Annotated in this window: 14 protein-coding genes; 11 read left to right on the top strand and 3 right to left on the bottom strand. The window is 72.9% G+C overall.

Features of this window, described 5'->3' with window-relative positions; translation table 11 throughout:
- Position 1 precedes the first annotated feature (1 nt).
- The 3 genes from fabG to ABD979_RS04420 all read right to left on the bottom strand — a co-directional run bounded on the left by fabG (position 2) and on the right by ABD979_RS04420 (position 2,746).
- A complete protein-coding gene (gene fabG / locus ABD979_RS04430) occupies positions 2-781 on the bottom strand; it encodes a 3-oxoacyl-ACP reductase FabG (RefSeq protein WP_345506232.1) in 780 nt (259 codons plus the stop codon).
- Complete coding sequence (locus ABD979_RS04425; RefSeq protein ID WP_345506231.1) at positions 778-1,566, bottom strand: SDR family oxidoreductase; 789 nt, start codon at positions 1,564-1,566, stop codon at positions 778-780. The genes fabG and ABD979_RS04425 overlap by 4 nt, the downstream gene beginning before the upstream one ends.
- Positions 1,567-1,735: 169 nt before the next feature.
- Entirely contained in the window at positions 1,736-2,746 is a 1,011-nt protein-coding gene (locus ABD979_RS04420) for an alpha/beta hydrolase (RefSeq protein ID WP_345506230.1), read from the bottom strand.
- Positions 2,747-2,922: 176 nt separating this feature from the next.
- On the opposite strand from ABD979_RS04420, the gene ABD979_RS04415 reads away from it, so the two are divergent.
- The 11 genes from ABD979_RS04415 (at position 2,923) to ABD979_RS04365 (ending at position 17,725) form a co-directional block, all read left to right on the top strand.
- Positions 2,923-4,479 carry an ATP-dependent DNA ligase gene (locus tag ABD979_RS04415; RefSeq protein WP_345506229.1) on the top strand — a complete coding sequence of 519 codons (1,557 nt, stop codon included), beginning with the start codon at positions 2,923-2,925 and terminating at the stop codon, positions 4,477-4,479.
- Between the two features lie 197 nt (positions 4,480-4,676).
- A complete protein-coding gene (locus ABD979_RS04410) occupies positions 4,677-6,518 on the top strand; it encodes a glycoside hydrolase family 3 protein (RefSeq protein ID WP_345506228.1) in 1,842 nt (613 codons plus the stop codon).
- A 14-nt stretch (positions 6,519-6,532) separates the two neighbouring features.
- Positions 6,533-7,879: an exo-beta-N-acetylmuramidase NamZ family protein gene (locus ABD979_RS04405; RefSeq protein ID WP_345506227.1), complete on the top strand. Its 1,347-nt coding sequence runs from the start codon at positions 6,533-6,535 to the stop codon at positions 7,877-7,879.
- A gap of 51 nt (positions 7,880-7,930) precedes the next feature.
- Positions 7,931-9,661: a serine hydrolase domain-containing protein gene (locus ABD979_RS04400; protein WP_345506226.1), complete on the top strand. Its 1,731-nt coding sequence runs from the start codon at positions 7,931-7,933 to the stop codon at positions 9,659-9,661.
- A 4-nt stretch (positions 9,662-9,665) separates the two neighbouring features.
- Entirely contained in the window at positions 9,666-10,565 is a 900-nt protein-coding gene (locus tag ABD979_RS04395; protein WP_345506225.1) for a MurR/RpiR family transcriptional regulator, read from the top strand.
- A 73-nt stretch (positions 10,566-10,638) separates the two neighbouring features.
- Complete coding sequence (locus tag ABD979_RS04390) at positions 10,639-11,574, top strand: N-acetylmuramic acid 6-phosphate etherase (RefSeq protein WP_345506224.1); 936 nt, start codon at positions 10,639-10,641, stop codon at positions 11,572-11,574.
- Positions 11,575-11,726: 152 nt separating this feature from the next.
- On the top strand, positions 11,727-13,046 hold the full coding sequence (locus ABD979_RS04385) for an ABC transporter substrate-binding protein (RefSeq protein WP_345506223.1): 1,320 nt from the start codon (positions 11,727-11,729) through the stop codon (positions 13,044-13,046).
- Between the two features lie 22 nt (positions 13,047-13,068).
- Complete coding sequence (locus tag ABD979_RS04380; protein ID WP_345506222.1) at positions 13,069-13,968, top strand: carbohydrate ABC transporter permease; 900 nt, start codon at positions 13,069-13,071, stop codon at positions 13,966-13,968.
- Positions 13,965-14,873, top strand: a complete 909-nt coding sequence (locus tag ABD979_RS04375) for a carbohydrate ABC transporter permease (protein ID WP_345506221.1) — start codon at positions 13,965-13,967, stop codon at positions 14,871-14,873. Before ABD979_RS04380 ends, ABD979_RS04375 begins: the two co-directional genes overlap by 4 nt.
- A complete protein-coding gene (locus tag ABD979_RS04370; RefSeq protein ID WP_345506220.1) occupies positions 14,870-15,826 on the top strand; it encodes an N-acetylglucosamine kinase in 957 nt (318 codons plus the stop codon). The genes ABD979_RS04375 and ABD979_RS04370 overlap by 4 nt, the downstream gene beginning before the upstream one ends.
- A 96-nt stretch (positions 15,827-15,922) precedes the next feature.
- Positions 15,923-17,725: an alpha-amylase family glycosyl hydrolase gene (locus ABD979_RS04365; RefSeq protein WP_345506219.1), complete on the top strand. Its 1,803-nt coding sequence runs from the start codon at positions 15,923-15,925 to the stop codon at positions 17,723-17,725.
- Positions 17,726-17,816: the final 91 nt, after the last annotated feature.

Raw genomic sequence — 17,816 nt, 5'->3', positions numbered from 1 at the left:
GTCAGTCCTTCGGCCCGCCGGCGACGTAGATGACCTGGCCCGAGACGAAGCCGGCCTCGTCGCGCACGAGGAAGGAGGCGGTCGCCGCGATGTCGTCGGGCTGTCCGACGCGGGCGACGGGGATCTCCTTGGCCGCGCCCTCGAGGAACTGCTCGAAGGTGATGCCCATGCGCTCGGCCGTCTGCCGGGTCATGTCGGTGGCGATGAAGCCCGGGGCGATGGCGTTGGCCGTGACACCGAACTTGCCGAGCTCGATGGCGAGGGTCTTCGTGAAGCCCTGCAGGCCGGCCTTGGCGGCGGAGTAGTTCGCCTGGCCGCGGTTGCCGAGGGCGGAGGTGGAGCTGAGGTTGACGATGCGGCCGAACTTCGCGTCGATCATGTGCTTCTGGGTCGCGCGGGTCATGAGGAACGAGCCACGCAGGTGCACGTTCATGACGGCGTCCCAGTCGTCGGCGGTCATCTTGAAGAGGATGTTGTCGCGGATGATGCCGGCGTTGTTGACGAGCACCGTCGGGGCGCCGAGGTCGGCGGCCACTCGGTCGACGGCGGCCTGGACGGCCGCCTCGTCGGAGACGTCGACGCCCACGGCGAGGCCCTTGCCGCCCGCAGCCTCGATCTCGGAGACGACTGCGGCGCAGGCCGACTCGTCGAGGTCGAGGACGGCCACGGCATACCCGTCGGACGCCAGACGCTTGGCGACCGCGGCGCCGATGCCGCGCGCCGCTCCCGTGACGATCGCGGTGCGCGGGGTGGGCGTGTCGGACGTGGGCTGCTCGGTCATGCGTTCTCCTCGTGGGTGGTGCCGGTCTGGTGGTCGAGCTTCTGCTGGAGCCGGTTCATGCCGGCGAGCCAGGCGTCGGGGTGGGTGGCGCGCTGCACGGCGTAGTCGTGGACCTCGGGGTGGGGCAGGACGAAGAAGTCATCGGTCGACAGGGCCTGCCACGCAGCCTCGGCGACGTCGTCGGCGCTGACCGTGGCATCGCGGGTCAGCAGCTCGCGCAAGGGGCCCGACTCGTCGAGCATGCGCGTCTGCACGCCCTGCGGGCAGATCGCCTGCACGACGACGCCGCGGTGCCGGTAGGTCGCGCTCAGCCACTCGGCGAACGCGACGGCGCCGTGCTTGGTCACCGCATAGGGCGCGTCACCGAGCATCGTCAGCAGCCCGGCCGCCGAGGCGGTGACGACGAGGCGCCCACCACCGGCCTCGAGCCAGCGCGGCACGAGGTGGCGCGCGGCGCGCACGTGCGCGAGGACGTTGGTCTCGAGCGCCCGGCTCCACTCGGCGTCGTCGGCGTCGAGCCCCTTGAGGGTGCCGATGCCGGCGTTCGCGAAGAAGACGTCGAGCTGGCCGAGGTGGGCGTAGGCCGTGTCGACGAGGTGGCGCACGCCCGCGTCGGTCGACGTGTCGCCGGGCACCGCGAGCGCCCCGGTCTCCTCGGCGACGGCCTGCAGCTCGTCGGCGTCGAGGTCGGCGACGACGACCTGCCACCCCTCGCGGGTCAGTCGGGTCGCGATGGCGCGGCCGATCCCCCGGGCGGCCCCGGTGACGACGGCGGTGTCGGGCATGCCAGCTCCTCGCGGTTGACTAAGCGCTTGCTTACCTTGCGGCAAACCCTCCTCCCCGTCAAGTGCCCCCCACCGTCGAGAGGCCACTCTTTGGGGGTCCCCCACCGTCGAGAGGCCACTCTTTGTGGGTCCCCCACCGTCGAGAGGCCAGCTTTTGCGGGTCGCGGGCTCAGCCCGTCACGCGCTCGACGAACGCGACGGCCCGGTCGAGGGCCTGCCGCCCGTCCGCGCTGTCGATGTCGAACTGGAACTCGTGCCCGAGGCGCGGCTCGTGCGTCTCGTCGAAGAGCAGCGTGTCGTGGTCGACGCCGTGTCGATCGAGGGCCTCGACGAGCGCGGAGGTGTGCGGCAGCAGCGGGTCACCGTTGCCGGCCGAGACGAAGGCGGGCGGGAACGACGGCGTGACGTGGACCGGAATCGATCCCTGTTCCGTCGTCCGGTCGTCGTGCCGTCGGCTCGAACCGAGGTAGGACCAGATGGCCGTGTCGACGAGCCAGCTGCCGAGGCGCGTCGACCCGTGGGCGAGCGTGAGGTCGAAGGCGCCGCAGAAGAGCACGAGCCCCTTGAGGGAGCTCGAGGGCAGGTCGACCTCGATGCCGACGTCCCTGGCGTATGCCGTGTCGGTGACGGCGAGCGCCACCTGCGCCGCGATCTGCGCGCCGGCCGAGTCACCGGCCAGGACGATGCGGCCCGGGTCGACGCCCAGCCGGTCGGCGTGGTCGACGAGGTGGTCGAGCGCCGCGGCCACCTGCTCGACGGGCCTCGGGTACCGCGCGCCGGGCGCGATGGAGTAGTCCACCCCCACCGTCGTGAAGCCCCGCCCGGCGAGGACGCGAAGGTAGTTGGCGACGTCGTTCTTCGAGCCGGACACGAAGGCGCCGCCGTGCACCCACACCACGGTGGGCAGGGGCTCGCGTCGGGACGGACGGAAGACGTCGAGCCGCCCGTCGGGCGAGGCGATGTCGTAGGCCTCGTCGACCACCTCCACGAGGTCTCCGGGGACGTGCTTCTCCAGCGCGGCGCTCGCGCGTGCCGCGCCGCGGTCGAAGACGGCCCGGATGAGCAGCGCCGACGGCCACGGAGTGGTTCTGACCGTGACGACGAGAGCACCGACCGCGGCCGCCGAGCCCAGTCCGACCCGGCGTGCGAGACCGCGGGCCCGACCGACGATGGCTGCCATGTCGCGAATCTAGTCCGGCGGCGTACAAACGGTGGCCTCTCGACGATGGCGCACCCGCAAAGGGTGGCCGCTCGACGGTTGCGCACCCGCAATGGGTGGCCTCTCGACGGTGGCGCACCCGCAATGGGTGGCCTCTCAACGGTTGGGATGTGGGTGGGGGCGGGCACGATGGAGGCATGCTGCTCGCGGACGTCGTCGCCACCTCGCACTCCGTCGCCGCCACGTCCTCGCGCACCGCGAAGGTCGAGGCCCTCGCCGACTGCCTGCGCGGCGCGGCCGACAGCGGGCCCGACGTCGTCGAGGTCGTGACGGCGCACCTGTCCGGCGTGCTCCCGCAGCGCCGCATCGGCGTCAGCTGGCGCGGCCTGCGCGACCTCCCTCCCCCGGCCGACACCTCGACGCTCACCGTCGAGGAGGTCGATGCGGCGGCCACCGCCATCGCGGCGATCGGGGGCCCGGGGTCGGGGGCCGCCCGGGCCTCGGCCGTGCGCGACCTCTTCGCCCGCGCCACGGCCGATGAGCAAACCTGGCTGCGCGGCCTCATCACGGGTGAGACCCGCCAGGGCGCGGGCGACGGCGTCATGCTCCAGGCGGTCGCCAAGGCGGCCGGGGTGCCCGACGCCGTCGTGCGCCGCGCGGTCATGCTCGCGGGCTTCGCCGGCCCCGTCGCGCGGGCCGCCCTCGCCGGCGGGGTGGAGGCCCTCGAGGCCCTGACCCTCGAGGTCGGTCGGCCGTTGCGGCCCATGCTGGCCGGCTCCGCGCCGGACGTCGCCGCCGCGCTCACGGCGCTCGGCGGCGAGGTGGTCGTCGAGACCAAGCTCGACGGCATCCGGCTGCAGGCGCACGTCGACAACCGCACGTCCCCGGGCACCGTGCGCCTCTTCACCCGCACGCTCGAGGAGGTGACCGAGCGGATGCCGGAGATCACCGAGGCGCTCGCGGCGCTGCCCGTGCAGACGCTCGTGCTCGACGGCGAGGTCATCGCGCTCGCCGCGGACGGGCGACCGCAGCCGTTCCAGGTGACCGGTGCCCGCACGGCGAGCAGCGCCGACGTCGACGCGCTGCGCCGGGACGTGCCGCTGACGCCGTTCTTCTTCGACCTGCTCCACCTCGACGGCGAGGACCTCCTCGACGCACCGGCGCGCACCCGCTGGGAGCGGCTCGCGGCCACGGTGCCGGCCGCGTGGCGCGTGCCGCGCGAGCTCACCGACGACCCCGAGCGCGCCCAGGCGTTCTTCGCCGACCTCGTCGCCGCGGGGCACGAGGGCGTCGTCGTCAAGGACCCCGAGCTGCCGTATGCCGCCGGGCGCCGCGGGCCCGGGTGGGTCAAGGTCAAGCCCCGCCACACCCTCGACCTCGTCGTGCTCGCCGTCGAGTGGGGCAGCGGCCGGCGCAGCGGCTGGCTGTCGAACATCCACCTCGGCGCCCGCGACCCCGACACCGGCGAGCTCGTCATGCTCGGCAAGACGTTCAAGGGGATGACCGACGAGATGCTCGCGTGGCAGACCGAGCGCTTCACCGAGCTCGCCGAGGGCCCCGTCGACCGCAGCGAGTGGGTGGTGCGGCTGCGGCCCGAGCAGGTCGTCGAGATCGCCTTCGACGGCGTGCAGCGCTCGAGCCGCTACCCCGGGGGGATGGCGCTGCGCTTCGCCCGGGTGCTGCGCTACCGCGACGACAAGCCGGTGACGGAGATCGACACCGTGCAGACCGTGAGGTCGCTCGCCGGCTGGTGAGGTCACGCGCGGTCGCCCCTCCCGCGGGGTGACGGCCGTCGCACCACCCCCGTCGCACCCCCCGCTCGCACCGCCCGCTCGCACCGCCCCGTCGCCCGGAAGGTCGGCGGGCGCTATCTGTTGCCTACGCCCGAGTACGTAGGTAAGTTCCGTTCGGACGACACAATGCGTGAATTCTTCACATCCCTGGAGGCACCATGTCCACGTCCGACCTCTCCCGCCGGTCCGTCCTGGCCGGCAGCCTCGCCGCGGCCGCGGTGGGCGCGACCGCGACCGGCGCGAGCGCCACCGGGGGCGACGCCGGGAGCGCGGGCCACCCGGGCTCGCACGGCCCCAAGGGTCGCGAGCACGCCTGGGTCACCTCCACGCTCCGACGGATGACGTTGGAGGAGAAGGTCGGCCAGCTGTTCGTCCAGAACGTCTACGGCTCCGACGCCACGACCCCCGACGACCGCAACCTGCCGCTCTACGGCGTCGCGAGCCCGGCCGAGGTCGTGCGCAAGTACCACCTCGGCGGCGTCATCTACTTCGCCTGGACCGACAGCGTGCGCGACCCCGACCAGATCGTCGGGCTGTCCAACGGCCTGCAGCGGGCGGCGCTCACCCAGCGGAGCAAGGTCCGTGTGCCGCTGTCGATCTCGACCGACCAGGAGCAGGGCGTCGTCACGCGCATCGGCCCGCCCGCCACCCAGTTCCCGGGGTCGATGGCCCTCGGCGCCGGCCGCAGCGCCGCCGACGCCCGCACGGCCGCCGCCATCACCGGGCGCGAGCTGCTCGCGATGGGCGTCAACACGAACTTCGCGCCCGACTGCGACGTCAACGTCAACCCGCTCAACCCCGTCATCGGCACGCGGTCATTCTCCTCACGCCCCGACCTCGCGGCGCAGCTCGCGGCCGCCCAGGTCGCCGGCTACCAGCGCGACGGCGGGGTCGCCTCCTCCGCGAAGCACTTCCCCGGCCACGGCGACACGGCGACCGACAGCCACGTGGCCTTCCCCGTCATCACGCACACGCGTGAGCAGTGGGAGACGATCGACGCCCCGCCGTTCCGCGCCGCGATCCGCGAGCAGATCGACATGATCATGACGGCCCACCTGTCGTTCCCGGCACTCGACGACTCGGGCAACCCGGCCACGCTGAGCCACCCCATCCTCACCGGCCTGCTGCGCGAGGAGCTCGGCTACACGGGCGTCATCATCACCGACTCCCTCGCCATGCAGGGCGTCCGCGACCTCTACGGGGACGCCGAGGTCGCCGTGCGGGCCCTCCTCGCCGGCGTCGACCAGCTGCTCATGACGCCCGCGATGGACGACGCGTATGCCGCCGTCATCGAGGCCGTGCGCACGCGCCGCCTCAGCACGCGGGCCCTCGACGAGAAGGTGGCGCGCGTGCTCCACCTCAAGTACCGCCGCGGCATGGTCGCCCGCCCGTTCGCCGACCCGCGGGCGGTCGCGCGGAGCGTCGGCACGCCGCGCAACCTCGCGGCCGCGGCATCCGTCACCGACCGCACGACCACGGTGGTCAAGAACGACGACGCCGTGCTGCCCTTCGCCCCGAAGGGCAGGAAGGTCCTCGTCACCGGCTACGGCGCGACGACGACCGCGACGATCGCGGCCGCCCTCGGCGCGCAGGGTGCGACGACGACGACCGTCGAGACCGGCACCTCCCCGACCGACGCCACCGTGTCGCGATCCGTCGCGGCCGCAGCCGGCCAGGACCTCGTCGTCGTGACGACGATGAAGGCCTGGGACACCTCGGTGACCGACCCGAAGGGCGGCCAGCAGAAGCTCGTCAAGGCCCTGCTCGCCTCGGGTACGCCGGTCGTCGTCGTGTCCGTGCGCGATCCCTACGACATCGCCTACTTCACCGACGCCCCGACCTACGTCGCGACCTACTCCTACAGCCCCGTCGCGATCGAGGCCGCCGCCCGCATCCTCACGGGGGCGTCCTCGCCGACGGCGACCCTCCCCGTCGACATCCCGGCCGCGGGTGACCCCGGCACGATCCTCTACCCGTTCGGCCACGGCCTCACCTACTGACGCGGAGACGACCCATGACGAACCTCAACCGCAGACAGCTCTTCGCCGCCGGCGCGGCCGGCACCGTCGGGGCCGTCGCCACCGCCGCGTCGGCGGGCGCGGCCGAGAACCACGGCGGGCCCGGTGGTCCCGGCAGGCCGGGTGGCCCGGGGCGTCCACCGCACGGCACGACCCTGCTCACCGGCGCCCAGCGCGCGGCTGCCTCCGGCTGGAAGGTCCTCGCGGGGCAGAAGGTCGGCGTCATCACGAACCCGACCGGCATCCTGACCAACCTCCGGACCGTCGTCGACGAGATGCACGAGTCGGGGGCCGTGGACATCGTCGGCGTCTTCGGCCCCGAGCACGGTTTCCGCGGCACGGCGCAGGCCGGCGACTCCGAGGGCACCCACACCGACCCGCGCACCGGCCTCACCGTCTACGACGCCTACGGCGCGGGCGTCGAGAAGATGACCTCGATGTTCCGCACGGCCGGGGTCGAGACCGTCGTCTTCGACATCCAGGACGTCGGCGCGCGGTTCTACACCTACATCTGGACCATGTACACGGCGATGCGCGCAGCAGTCGCCGTCGACGCCCGGTTCGTCGTGCTCGACCGGCCCAACCCGGTCGGCGGCACGGCCCGCGGCCCGATGATGACGACGCCGTGGACCTCCGGCGTCGGTGCCAAGGAGATCGTCCAGGCGCACGGCATGACCGTCGGCGAGCTGGCGCGCTACTTCGACGGAGAGTTCCTCCCGGCCGACGCAGGGGAACGGCTGGGGGAGCTCTCCGTCGTCGAGGTGACGGGCTGGTCGCGCGGCACCCCCTTCGCCGAGACCGGCCTGCCGTGGGTGACGCCGAGCCCCAACATGCCGACGCCCGACACGGCGCTCGTCTACCCCGGTACCGGCATGTTCGAGGGCACGAACCTCTCCGAGGGACGCGGCACGACGCGCCCCTTCGAGCTCATCGGCGCGCCGTACGTCGACTACCGCTGGGCCGAGGCGCTCGCGGCGCTCGACCTGCCGGGCGTCATGTTCCGCGAGGCCTACTTCACGCCGACCTTCAGCAAGCACACCGGCGTCGTGTGCGGTGGCGTGCAGCTGCACGTCACCGACGGCCGCCGCTTCGACCCGATCCGGTCGGCCGTCGAGATGCTCGTCGCGGCCAAGCGGCTCTACCCCGACTTCGCCTGGCGCTACGACAGCTACGACCCGGCGCGGCCCTACTGGATCGACAAGCTGACCGGGTCGCAGCGCCTGCGCACGCAGATCTCGGCCGGCGCCGACGCCGACGAGGTCGTCGGTGCGTGGCGGCGCGAGCTCGCCGCCTTCGACGCACGCCGGCGCCCGTACCTGCTCTACCGCGGCGCCACCCGCTGACCCCCTGCCCGCCCCTCCCCGTCCCCCGCTGCGGCACCCTTCAGGAGTGACATGCGCCTGCGCACCCTCGTCCCGGCCCTCGGCAGCCTCGTCCTCGTGGGCGGCCTCATGACGGCCGCGCCCGCCACCGCCGACGACTTCGACGACCCCCACCCGGGGTTCGCGTCGCCGCGCACGGTGCTGCGCGACGCCGCGCCCGCCCGGGTCGGCCTCGACCCGGCGCCCATCGCGGAGGCCGTCGACCGGATCCACGCCCACGAGCAGGCCACGGCCGGTGGGCACCCCCTCTTCGCGGGAGCCGTCGGGATCATGGGTCACGACGGGCGCATCGTCGAGCGCGACGCGAGCGGCTGGGCCCTCCGGTACGCCGACGCGACGACCGAGCTGCCCCGTGACGCCTGGGTCCCCATGCGCACCGACACGATCTTCGACCTCGCCTCGATGTCGAAGCTGTTCACCTCGATCGCCGTCGTGCAGCTCGTCGAGGAGGGGCGGGTCTCCCTCGAGAGCCCGGTGGCGACCTACCTGCCCGAGTTCGCCGCAGGCGGCAAGGAGGCGGTGACCGTGCGCCAGCTGCTGACGCACACCTCCGGCTTCACCTCGTGGCTGCCGCTCTGGAGCAAGTGGCCCGACAAGGCCTCGCGAATCAAGGCCGTCATGGACCAGCCCCTGACCAACGCTCCGGGCACGACCTACCTCTACAGCGATCTCAACCTCATCACGCTCGGCGTCATGGTCGAGCGGCTGCGCGGCGAGTCGCTCGACCGCGTCGTGCACGACCGCATCACGGCTCCCCTGCGCATGACCGACACCGGCTACAACCCGACCGCGGTCGACCGCACCGCCGCGACCGAGTTCCAGACGGCACCGCCGCGCGGCATGGTGCGCGGCGAGGTGCACGACGAGAACGCCTGGTCGCTCGGCGGCGTCGCGGGGCACGCCGGCGTCTTCTCGACGGTCGACGACCTCGCCGTGCTCTCGCAGGCCCTGCTCAACGGGGGCACCTACCGGGGCCACCGCATCCTCGAACGCTCGAGCGTCGAGCAGCTCATCACGAACTTCAACGAGGCCTTCCCCGGCGACGCGCACGGCCTGGGCTTCGAGCTCGACCAGCGCTGGTACATGGACGCGCTCTCCGGCCCGCGCACCGCGGGCCACACCGGCTACACCGGGACGTCGATCGTCATCGACTTCGACAGCCGTTCCTTCGCCATCCTCCTGACGAACCGCGTGCACCCTTCTCGCGACTGGGGATCGGTCAACGGGGCCCGCCGCGAGTGGGCCCACGGGCTCGCCACCGCGATGCCCGTCCGCCCGCGCCACGGCCGCACGTCCTGGTATGCCGGCGGTTCCGACGCGACGACCGCGACCCTCACGACACGCCCCCTCGCGGTCGACGCCCGCGGCGCCCGTCTCGGCTTCGACCTCTTCGTCGACACGGAGGAGACCGACCTGCTCCACCTCGAGCGCTCGACGGACGGCGGCGCGACGTGGGCACCGTTGCCCTTCACGCTCAAGGACCGCGGCGCCACGCGGACGACGGACGGCACCGTGGCCGGGTCCGGCACCCGACGCTGGATGGAGGCGCGGGCCGCCCTCGCAGGCGGCACCCAGCTCGTGCGCTGGCGCCTGACGACCGACGCGGCATACCTCGGCCGTGGGGTGCTCGTCGACGGCATCCGCGTCACGGGGCACCGCGGCCTGCTGCTCGACGCGGAGCGACACCCCGAGTCGCTGACGGCGGATGGGTGGCGGCCGACGGGCCGCGACGCCGTAGCGTAGGGCCATGCCCAAGACCGAGGACGGAGCGCCGGCCACCGCCGCCGCGATGAGCACCTCCCTGCTCATCCGGCTCCGGGGCATCAAGCCCTCGCTGTCGCCCGCCGAGGACCGCGTGGCCGACATCGTGCTCGCCGACGCGCGGCGGGCGGCCGGACTGACCATCAGCGAGCTCGCCGCGGCGGCGCGCACGTCCGAGACCACGGTGCTGCGCTTCTGCCGGCGGCTCGGCCTGCCCGGCTACCCACGGCTGCGGCTCGCACTCGCCGAGGAGTCGGCCCACCCGCGCACGCTCGTGCAGGGCGGCACGGACATCAGCGCGAGCGACACGATCGACGACATCATCGCCAAGGTCGCCTTCACCGACGCGAGCGCGGTCGAGGAGACGGCCCAGCAGCTCGACCGCGAGGCGCTCGCGGCGGCGGCCGCGGTCATCGCCAAGGCCGGCCGCGTCGACATCTACGGGGTGGCCGCGAGCGCGGTCGTCGGCGTCGACCTCCAGCAGAAGCTGCACCGCATCGGCATCGTCGCCTTCGCCTGGAACGACCCGCACCTCGCCCTGACGAGCGCCACGCTGCTCGGGGCGGGCGACATCGCCATCGGCATCTCGCACTCCGGGACGACGACCGAGACGATCGAGGCGCTCGCCGCCGCGCGCTCGACGGGCGCCAAGACCCTCGCGATCACGAACTTCCCGCTCTCCCGGCTCGCCGAGGGCGTCGACTTCCTGCTCACGACGGCCGCGCGCGAGACGAGCCTGCGCTCGGGCGCCACGGCGAGCCGCATCGCGGCGCTCACGGTGGTCGACTGCCTCTACATCGCGGTCGCCCAGCGCAACCTGCGCCGGGTGCGCAAGGCCGTCGCCGAGACGCGCGAGGCCGTGGCCGGCCACCACGTCACCGACTGACCCGACGGGAGTCGACAGATGTTACTCATTTACACCATTGACGCTGGTGGCGTAGGAAACTAACATCGCTCGGGTGAGCAGCGAGGTGACCGTGGACGCCCCCACCGAGGAGCGCCATCCGGGGACGATGTCGATCGACACCCACCCGTCGCTCGACATCCTCCGTGCGCTCAACGCCGAGGACGCCACCGTCGCCGGCGCCGTGAGCGCCGTGCTGCCGGAGCTCGCCCTCCTCGTCGACCGGGCCGTCGAGTCCCTGCGCCACGGGGGCGCCGTGCACTACTTCGGCGCCGGCACGTCGGGCCGCCTGGCCGTGCTCGACGCCGCCGAGCTGCGCCCGACGTTCAACGCGCCGGCGGGACTCGTCGTCGCCCACCACGCGGGCGGACCGGCCGCGCTGCTCCAGGCCGTCGAGAACGTCGAGGACGACGTCGACCTCGGCCGCTCCGAGGCCGGCATGCTCCACCGGGGTGACGTCGCCATCGGCCTCACCGCCTCGGGACGCACTCCCTTCGTGGCCGGCGCGCTCGCCCGTGCCCGTGAGATCGGCGCCGTGACCGCCCTCGTCACCGCCAACCCGCACGCCGAGCTCGCCCCGCTCGCCGACCACCTCCTCGCCGCCGACACCGGACCCGAGGCGCTCACCGGGTCGACCCGTCTCAAGGCCGGCACCGCGCAGAAGCTCATCCTCAACTCGTTCTCGACCGCCGTGATGATCCGCCTCGGCCGCACGTGGAGCAACCTCATGGTCGACGTCGTCGCGACGAACGCCAAGCTGCGGGGCCGGGTCGTGCGCATCCTGCAGGAGGCCACCGGCGCGAGCGCCGAGCAGGCCCGCCGCGCCCTCGACGACGCCGACGGCGAGCTGAAGCCCGCGCTCCTGTCGATGCTGGCCGGCGTCGACGCCGCGAGCGCCCGCCGCGCCATCGCCGACCACGACGGCTCGGTCGCGCAGGCCCTCGTCGTGCTGGGCGGACCCGTGACGGCCGGCCCGGCCCGGATCCACTGAACCCGCCCTCCCCTTCCCGCTCCCCCACCGCCGGCACGACGAACCGCTCGACCCAGCACCCCTGACCGAAGAAGCGTCCGACCCACCACCCGACCCACCACCCCATGCGCGCCACCACCCGGCACGCTGCAGCACCGACAGGAGCTCCACCCATGACGTCCTCACGCCCCACCGGCTCGTCGCGTCTCACCCGCCGCACGGTCCTCACGATCGCCGCCCTCACGGGCACGCTCGCCGTGACGGCCTGCTCCCCGTCCTCGTCGGGCTCCTCGGGCAGCGGCGGCGGAGGCGGCGACGTCACCCTGTCGGTGTGGTCGTGGCGCGTCGAGGACGAGGCCGCCTACAAGAAGATCTTCGCGGCCTACGAGAAAGCGCACCCCGGCGTCACGGTCGACTTCAAGGCCTTCAAGGCGACGGAGTACAACAAGATCCTCGCGACCGGCCTCGCCGGCTCGAGCGGCCCCGACGTGCCGCAGGTTCGCTCCTACGGCCAGCTCCAGGGCACGGTCGCCGCCAAGTCGCTCCTGCCCCTCGACGGCAAGGTCGACCTCACCGGCTGGGACGAGAACGTCGTCGCAAGCGCCAAGGGCAAGGAGGACGGCAAGACCTACTCGGTGCCCCTCGCCCGCCAGACCGTGCAGATGTTCTACAACCAGGGCCTCTTCGAGAAGAACGGCATCGCCGCGCCGAAGACGTGGGACGAGTTCATCGCCGCCAACGACAAGCTCATGTCGGCCGGCGTCACGCCGATCGCCGTCGGCGCCAAGGACGACTGGACGCTGCCGATCGTGCACGAGGTGCTCGCAGGTGCCCGCTTCGGCGGCAAGGCCTTCCAGGACGACGTGCTCTCGGGCAAGACCTCGTTCACCGACCCCGACTGGGTCGACTCGGTCAAGGTCGTCGGCGACCTCGAGAAGTACATGCCGAAGAACGTCACGGGCGTGGCCCAGACCGACGCCCAGACGCTCTTCTCGGCCGAGAAGGCCGCGATGATCCCCGGCGGCTCCTTCGACCTCTCGGTGCTGCAGAAGGCCAACCCGGCCATGAAGATCGGCATCTTCCAGGTGCCGCCGGCCCCGGGCTCCCCGAGCGGGTCCGCCGCCACCACGGCAGGATGGGCCGATGGCAACTTCGCCGTCAGCGCCAAGTCGAAGCACCCGACCGAGGCCACGGAGCTCGTGAAGTGGATGACCTCCAAGGAGTTCGGCCAGATGGTGAACGACGACATCAAGCAGATCTCGGCCGTGCCGGGCGTCGACCCCAGCGACCCGCTGCTCAAGCAGATGAGCGACAACTACACGAACTCCGGCTCGCCCTACCTGCTGCTCACCGACTTCCGCTACGGCTCGCCGTCGGGCACCGACCTGCTCGGCAAGGGCCTGCAGGAGATGCTGCTCGGGTCCAAGGACGCCGGCGGCGTCAGCCAGGACCTCGACACCGGCATCAAGACCTGGTTCAAGCCGAGCGCCTGACGCTCGACCCGAAAGGCACAGCATGAGGCGCCGCACCGGCCTTGTCTTCGTCGCGCCCGCCCTCGCGCTCTTCGCGGTGTTCGTGCTCTACCCGATGGTGACGGCGTTCTCGTACGCCTTCTTCTCGTGGCAGGGCACGACCCGCGGAGCATTCGCAGGGCTGGAGAACTTCGTGACGCTCTTCACCAAGGCTCCCTTCACGACCGACCTCCCGCGCGCGCTGCTGCACAACGTGCTCTTCTTCGTCGGCACGATGCTCATCCAGAACACGTTCGGGCTGGCCATCGCCTACCTGCTCTACAGCCGCCCGCGCAGCCGCCGGGTGCTGCAGACGCTCTACGCGATGCCCTACCTCGTGAGCCCCATCGTCATCGGCTACCTCTGGACGCTGCTGCTCTCGCCGACCTTCGGGCCCGTCAACACGCTGCTGACGAAGGTCGGGCTCGAGTCGTGGGCGCTGCCGTGGCTCGGTGACCCGAAGACGGCCATCTGGGTCGTCATCCTCGTCAGCGTCTGGCAGTGGATCGGCTTCCCCGTGCTGCTCTACGGCGCGGCCCTCGGCGGCGTGCCCGAGGAGCTGACCGAGGCCGCCCGCGTCGACGGCGCGACGAACCGCCAGGCGTTCTTCAAGATCACCCTGCCGCTCCTCGTCCCGGCCATCGGCACGGTCTCGGTGCTGACCTTCATCTTCGCCATGGAGGCGTTCGCCCTGCCGTACGCGTTCGGCGGGTCGACCGGAAACCCGGCCGGGGCAACGGACTTCGTCTCGCTGCTCTTCTACCGCACGGCCTTCGACTCCGGCGCGACCGACGCCATCGGCAGCTCGTCGGCCCTCGCGACGCTGCTCTTCCTCATCATCTTCGGCGGTGCGTACGCCGCCACGGCCGTCCTGCGCCGTCACGAGCGGAGGATCACCGCATGACCACGGTCATCGTCCCCACCGAGGCCGCGGAGGAGCCGGTCGTCCCGCGCCCGGCCACGCGCGGCCGCCGACGCCCGCCCCGGGCCGGCGCTCCCGTCGGCGGTGCCGGCGCGAGCGTGCTCCTCTGGGGCTATGCGGCGCTCGCCCTCGTGCCGCTGCTGCTCATGCTGAGCAACAGCTTCCGCAGCAACGCCGACCTCATCACCGACCCGCTCGGCCTGCCCACCCCGCCGACGACCGCGAGCTACGTCGAGGCCTGGACGACCGGCAACTTCGCGACGTACTTCGGCAACTCGCTCCTCGTCACGGTCGGCGCGGTCGCGATCTCGACCGCGGTGGCGACGATGGCCGCCTACGCGATCGCCCGCGGTCGCTCCCGGATCTTCCGCTGGCTCGAGGCGCTCTTCCTCTCCGGCCTCATGCTGCCGATCCACCTCGCGATCCTGCCGATCTTCTACCTCTTCGACGGCCTCGGACTCATCGACTCCCGCCTCGGCCTCGTGCTCATGTATGCCGCGTCGGGCGTGCCGTTCTCGATCTTCGTGCTGACGACGTTCTTCCGGCAGCTCCCCGAGGAGCTCGAAGAGGCAGCGGCGCTCGACGGAGCCAGCCCGTGGCAGACGTTCACGCGGATCATGGTGCCCCTCGTGCGCCCCGCCCTCGCCACGGTGGCCGTCTTCCGCTTCGTGCCGATCTGGAACGACTTCCTCTTCCCGCTGGTGCTGCTGCGCAACGAGGAGAAGTACACCCTCCCGGTCGGCCTGACGAACTTCTTCGGCGAGAACGCGACGAACTACTCGGCCGTCTTCGCCGGGCTCGTCATCACGACGATCCCGCTCGTCGTCCTCTTCCTCGTGGCCACGAAGCAGATCGTGGCGGGCCTCACCGCCGGCATGGCCAAGTGACGGGCCCGCTCGTCGCCGTCGACGTCGGGGGCTCGGGCCTGCGGCTGCGCACGGGTGCCGGCACCCCCGGTCCCGTGCTCACCGCACCGGGGGCGCGGGTCGGGGCGGGCGGCATCGACGTGCCGGCCCTCGTGAGCGACGCTCGGGCCCTGCTCGCGTCGGCCGACGCCCGTTCCGACGCCCCCTCCGGCGCCACGGACCCGGCCCGCCCGGACGTCCTCGTCTGGTCGATGCGCGGCCTGCTCTTCCTCGCCGACCGGGCCGAGGTGATGCGCACGGTGGCCGAGGGCCTGGGCGCCCGGCGCACCGTCGTCGTCAGCGACGCCGTCGCCGGGCTCGTCGGTGCGACGGGTCGCGTGGCCCCCGGCGCCGTCGTCGCGGCCGGCACGGGGGCCGTCGCCTTCGGCACCGACTTCGACCGCCAGTGGCGGCGCGTCGACGGTTGGGGCCACGTGCTCGGCGACGCCGGGTCGGCCGCCACCCTCGGCATGGCCGGGCTGCGGGCCGCCCTGCGCGCCCACGACGGACTCCCCGACGGTTCACCGGTGCTGCTCGCCGCGGCCACCGACCTGCTCGGGCCGCCGGAGGGCTGGCCCCGCCTCGTCATGACGACCCCGGACGCCCCCGAGCGGCTCGCCGCGGTCGCGCCCCTCGTGACGGAGGCCGCGGCCCACGACCCGGTCGCCCTCGCCCTCTGCACCCGGTCGGGCACCGACCTCGCGGACGCGCTGCTGCGCGCCGCCGAGGGCCTCGAGCAGCCGGCGCTCGCGGCCACCGGTGGCCTGCTCGCCGCGGCGCCGGTCGCGGCCGCGCTGGAGGCCCGGCTCGCCGAGCGCGGCGCCCACCGCTCCCCCGCCCGGGGCGGCGCCCTCGACGGCGCGCTCCTGCTCGCCCGGCACCTGCGCGACACGGGCGCCCTGCCCGAGCACCCGGCATACCTGCTCGTCGGCTGACGGGCCGCGAACGGGTACGTCACGGGTCGGTCCCTCCACGGCCGGCGACGCCCGGGGGTGGCCGCCCCCCTGACGCGCCGCAGACTGGAGCCCGACATGCCCGCCCCCGAACCCCACCGTCCCGGCCTCGGGTCGATGCCCCACGACGGGGGCACCGCCTTCCGCGTGTGGGCCCCCAACGCCGACGCCGTCGCGGTCACCGGCAGCTTCACCGACTGGTCCGAGGACGGCCACCCGCTCGAGGCCGAGGAGCACGGACACTGGTACGCCGACGTCGAGGGGGCGCGCGCCGGGGACGAGTACCAGTTCGTCATCACGAACGGCGACCAGCGCCTCATGCGCATCGACCCGCGCGCCCGCGTCGTCACGAACTCGTCGGGCAACGCCGTCATCTACGACCGCGACGGATTCGACTGGGAGGGAGACTCGTTCGGCTGCCCGCCGCACGACGAGCTCGTCATCTACGAGACGCACATCGGCTCGTTCGTCGCCTCCGAGGGCGACGCGGGCGACCTCGGCGGCCTGGCGGGCAAGCTCGGCTACCTCGCCGAGCTCGGCATCACCGCCGTCGAGCTGATGCCGGTCGCCGAGTTCGCCGGCGACTACTCCTGGGGCTACAACCCGTCGAACCCGTTCGCCGTCGAGAGCGGCTACGGCGGCGCCGACGCCCTCAAGGCGTTCGTGCGCGAGGCGCACCGGCACGGCATCGCCGTCATCCTCGACGTCGTGCTCAACCACTACGGTCCGAGCGACCTGTCCCTGTGGCAGTTCGACGGGTGGAGCGAGAACGACAAGGGCGGCATCTACTTCTACAACGACGAGCGGTCGGCCACCCCGTGGGGTGACACCCGGCCCGACTACGGCCGTGAGGAGGTGCGGGCCTACCTGCTCGACAACGTGCTCATGTGGCTCGAGGAGTTCCACCTCGACGGGCTGCGCTTCGACGCGACGCTCTACGTCCGCACCGTCGACGGGCTCGGCACCGGCGACCTGCCGGAGGGCTGGGACGTCATGCGCGCCATCACCTCGACGGTCCGCGAGCGCCACCCCGACAAGATCCTCATCGCCGAGGACCTGCAGGCCGACCCGGCGATGACCTCGACCGACGACGGTGGAGCCGGCTTCCACGCCCAGTGGGACACGAGCTTCGTGCACCCCGTCCGCGAGCTGCTCACGGCCGTCGACGACTCCGGTCGCTCGATGGGCGCGCTCGCCGAGGCGCTGCGCGGCGTCGACGAGCCCTTCCGGCGCATCGTCTACACCGAGAGCCACGACGAGGTCGCGAACGGCAAGCTCCGGGTGCCCCACGAGGTCGACGGCGACGACCCGAGCGGCTGGGCCGCCCAGAAGCGGGCCACCCTCGGCTTCGCCCTCGCCCTGACGGCGCCCGGCATCCCGATGCTCTTCCAGGGCCAGGAGTTCCTCGAGGACGAGTGGTTCCGCGACGACGTGCCGCTCGACTGGGAGCGCGCGGAGCAGTTCCGCGACATCGTCCGCCTCACGCGCGACCTCATACTTCTCCGGCGCGACGCCGAGGGTGTCTCGCGCGGCCTGCGGGGCGAGGGGTTCGACGTGCTGCACCTCGACGACGGGGCCAAGACCCTCGCCTGGGCGCGGCAGTCGGACGACGCCGCCGCCGTCGTGGTCGTCAACGCGGCCGCCGAGCCGCGCGAGGTGAGCACGCGGCTGCCCCACGGGGGGCACTGGGCCGTGCGCTTCAACTCCGACGCGTCGACCTACAGCGCCCTCTTCGCCGGTCACGACACGCAGGGCGTCGACGCCGTCGAGGGGCCGGTGGAGGGTCCGGAGGGCGAGGGCCCGGACTCCGGCGAGGGGTCGGTCGCCCACGGGACGGTCTCCGTGGGCGCCTACTCGCTCGTCGTGCTGACCCCCGCCTGAGGGGTCGGGGAAACTTTTTCCCCCGAGCCCCCATCCGCCCGCGCCGGGACTCCGAAGCACCAGAGACGGTCGCCGCCGCACTGAGGGGTCC

Source organism: Terrabacter aeriphilus (assembly GCF_039542985.1).
In the GTDB taxonomy this organism is placed as follows: domain Bacteria; phylum Actinomycetota; class Actinomycetes; order Actinomycetales; family Dermatophilaceae; genus Terrabacter; species Terrabacter aeriphilus.
Note: the sequence above shows the minus strand (reverse complement) of the source record. Positions and strands in the feature narration are given on the sequence as shown.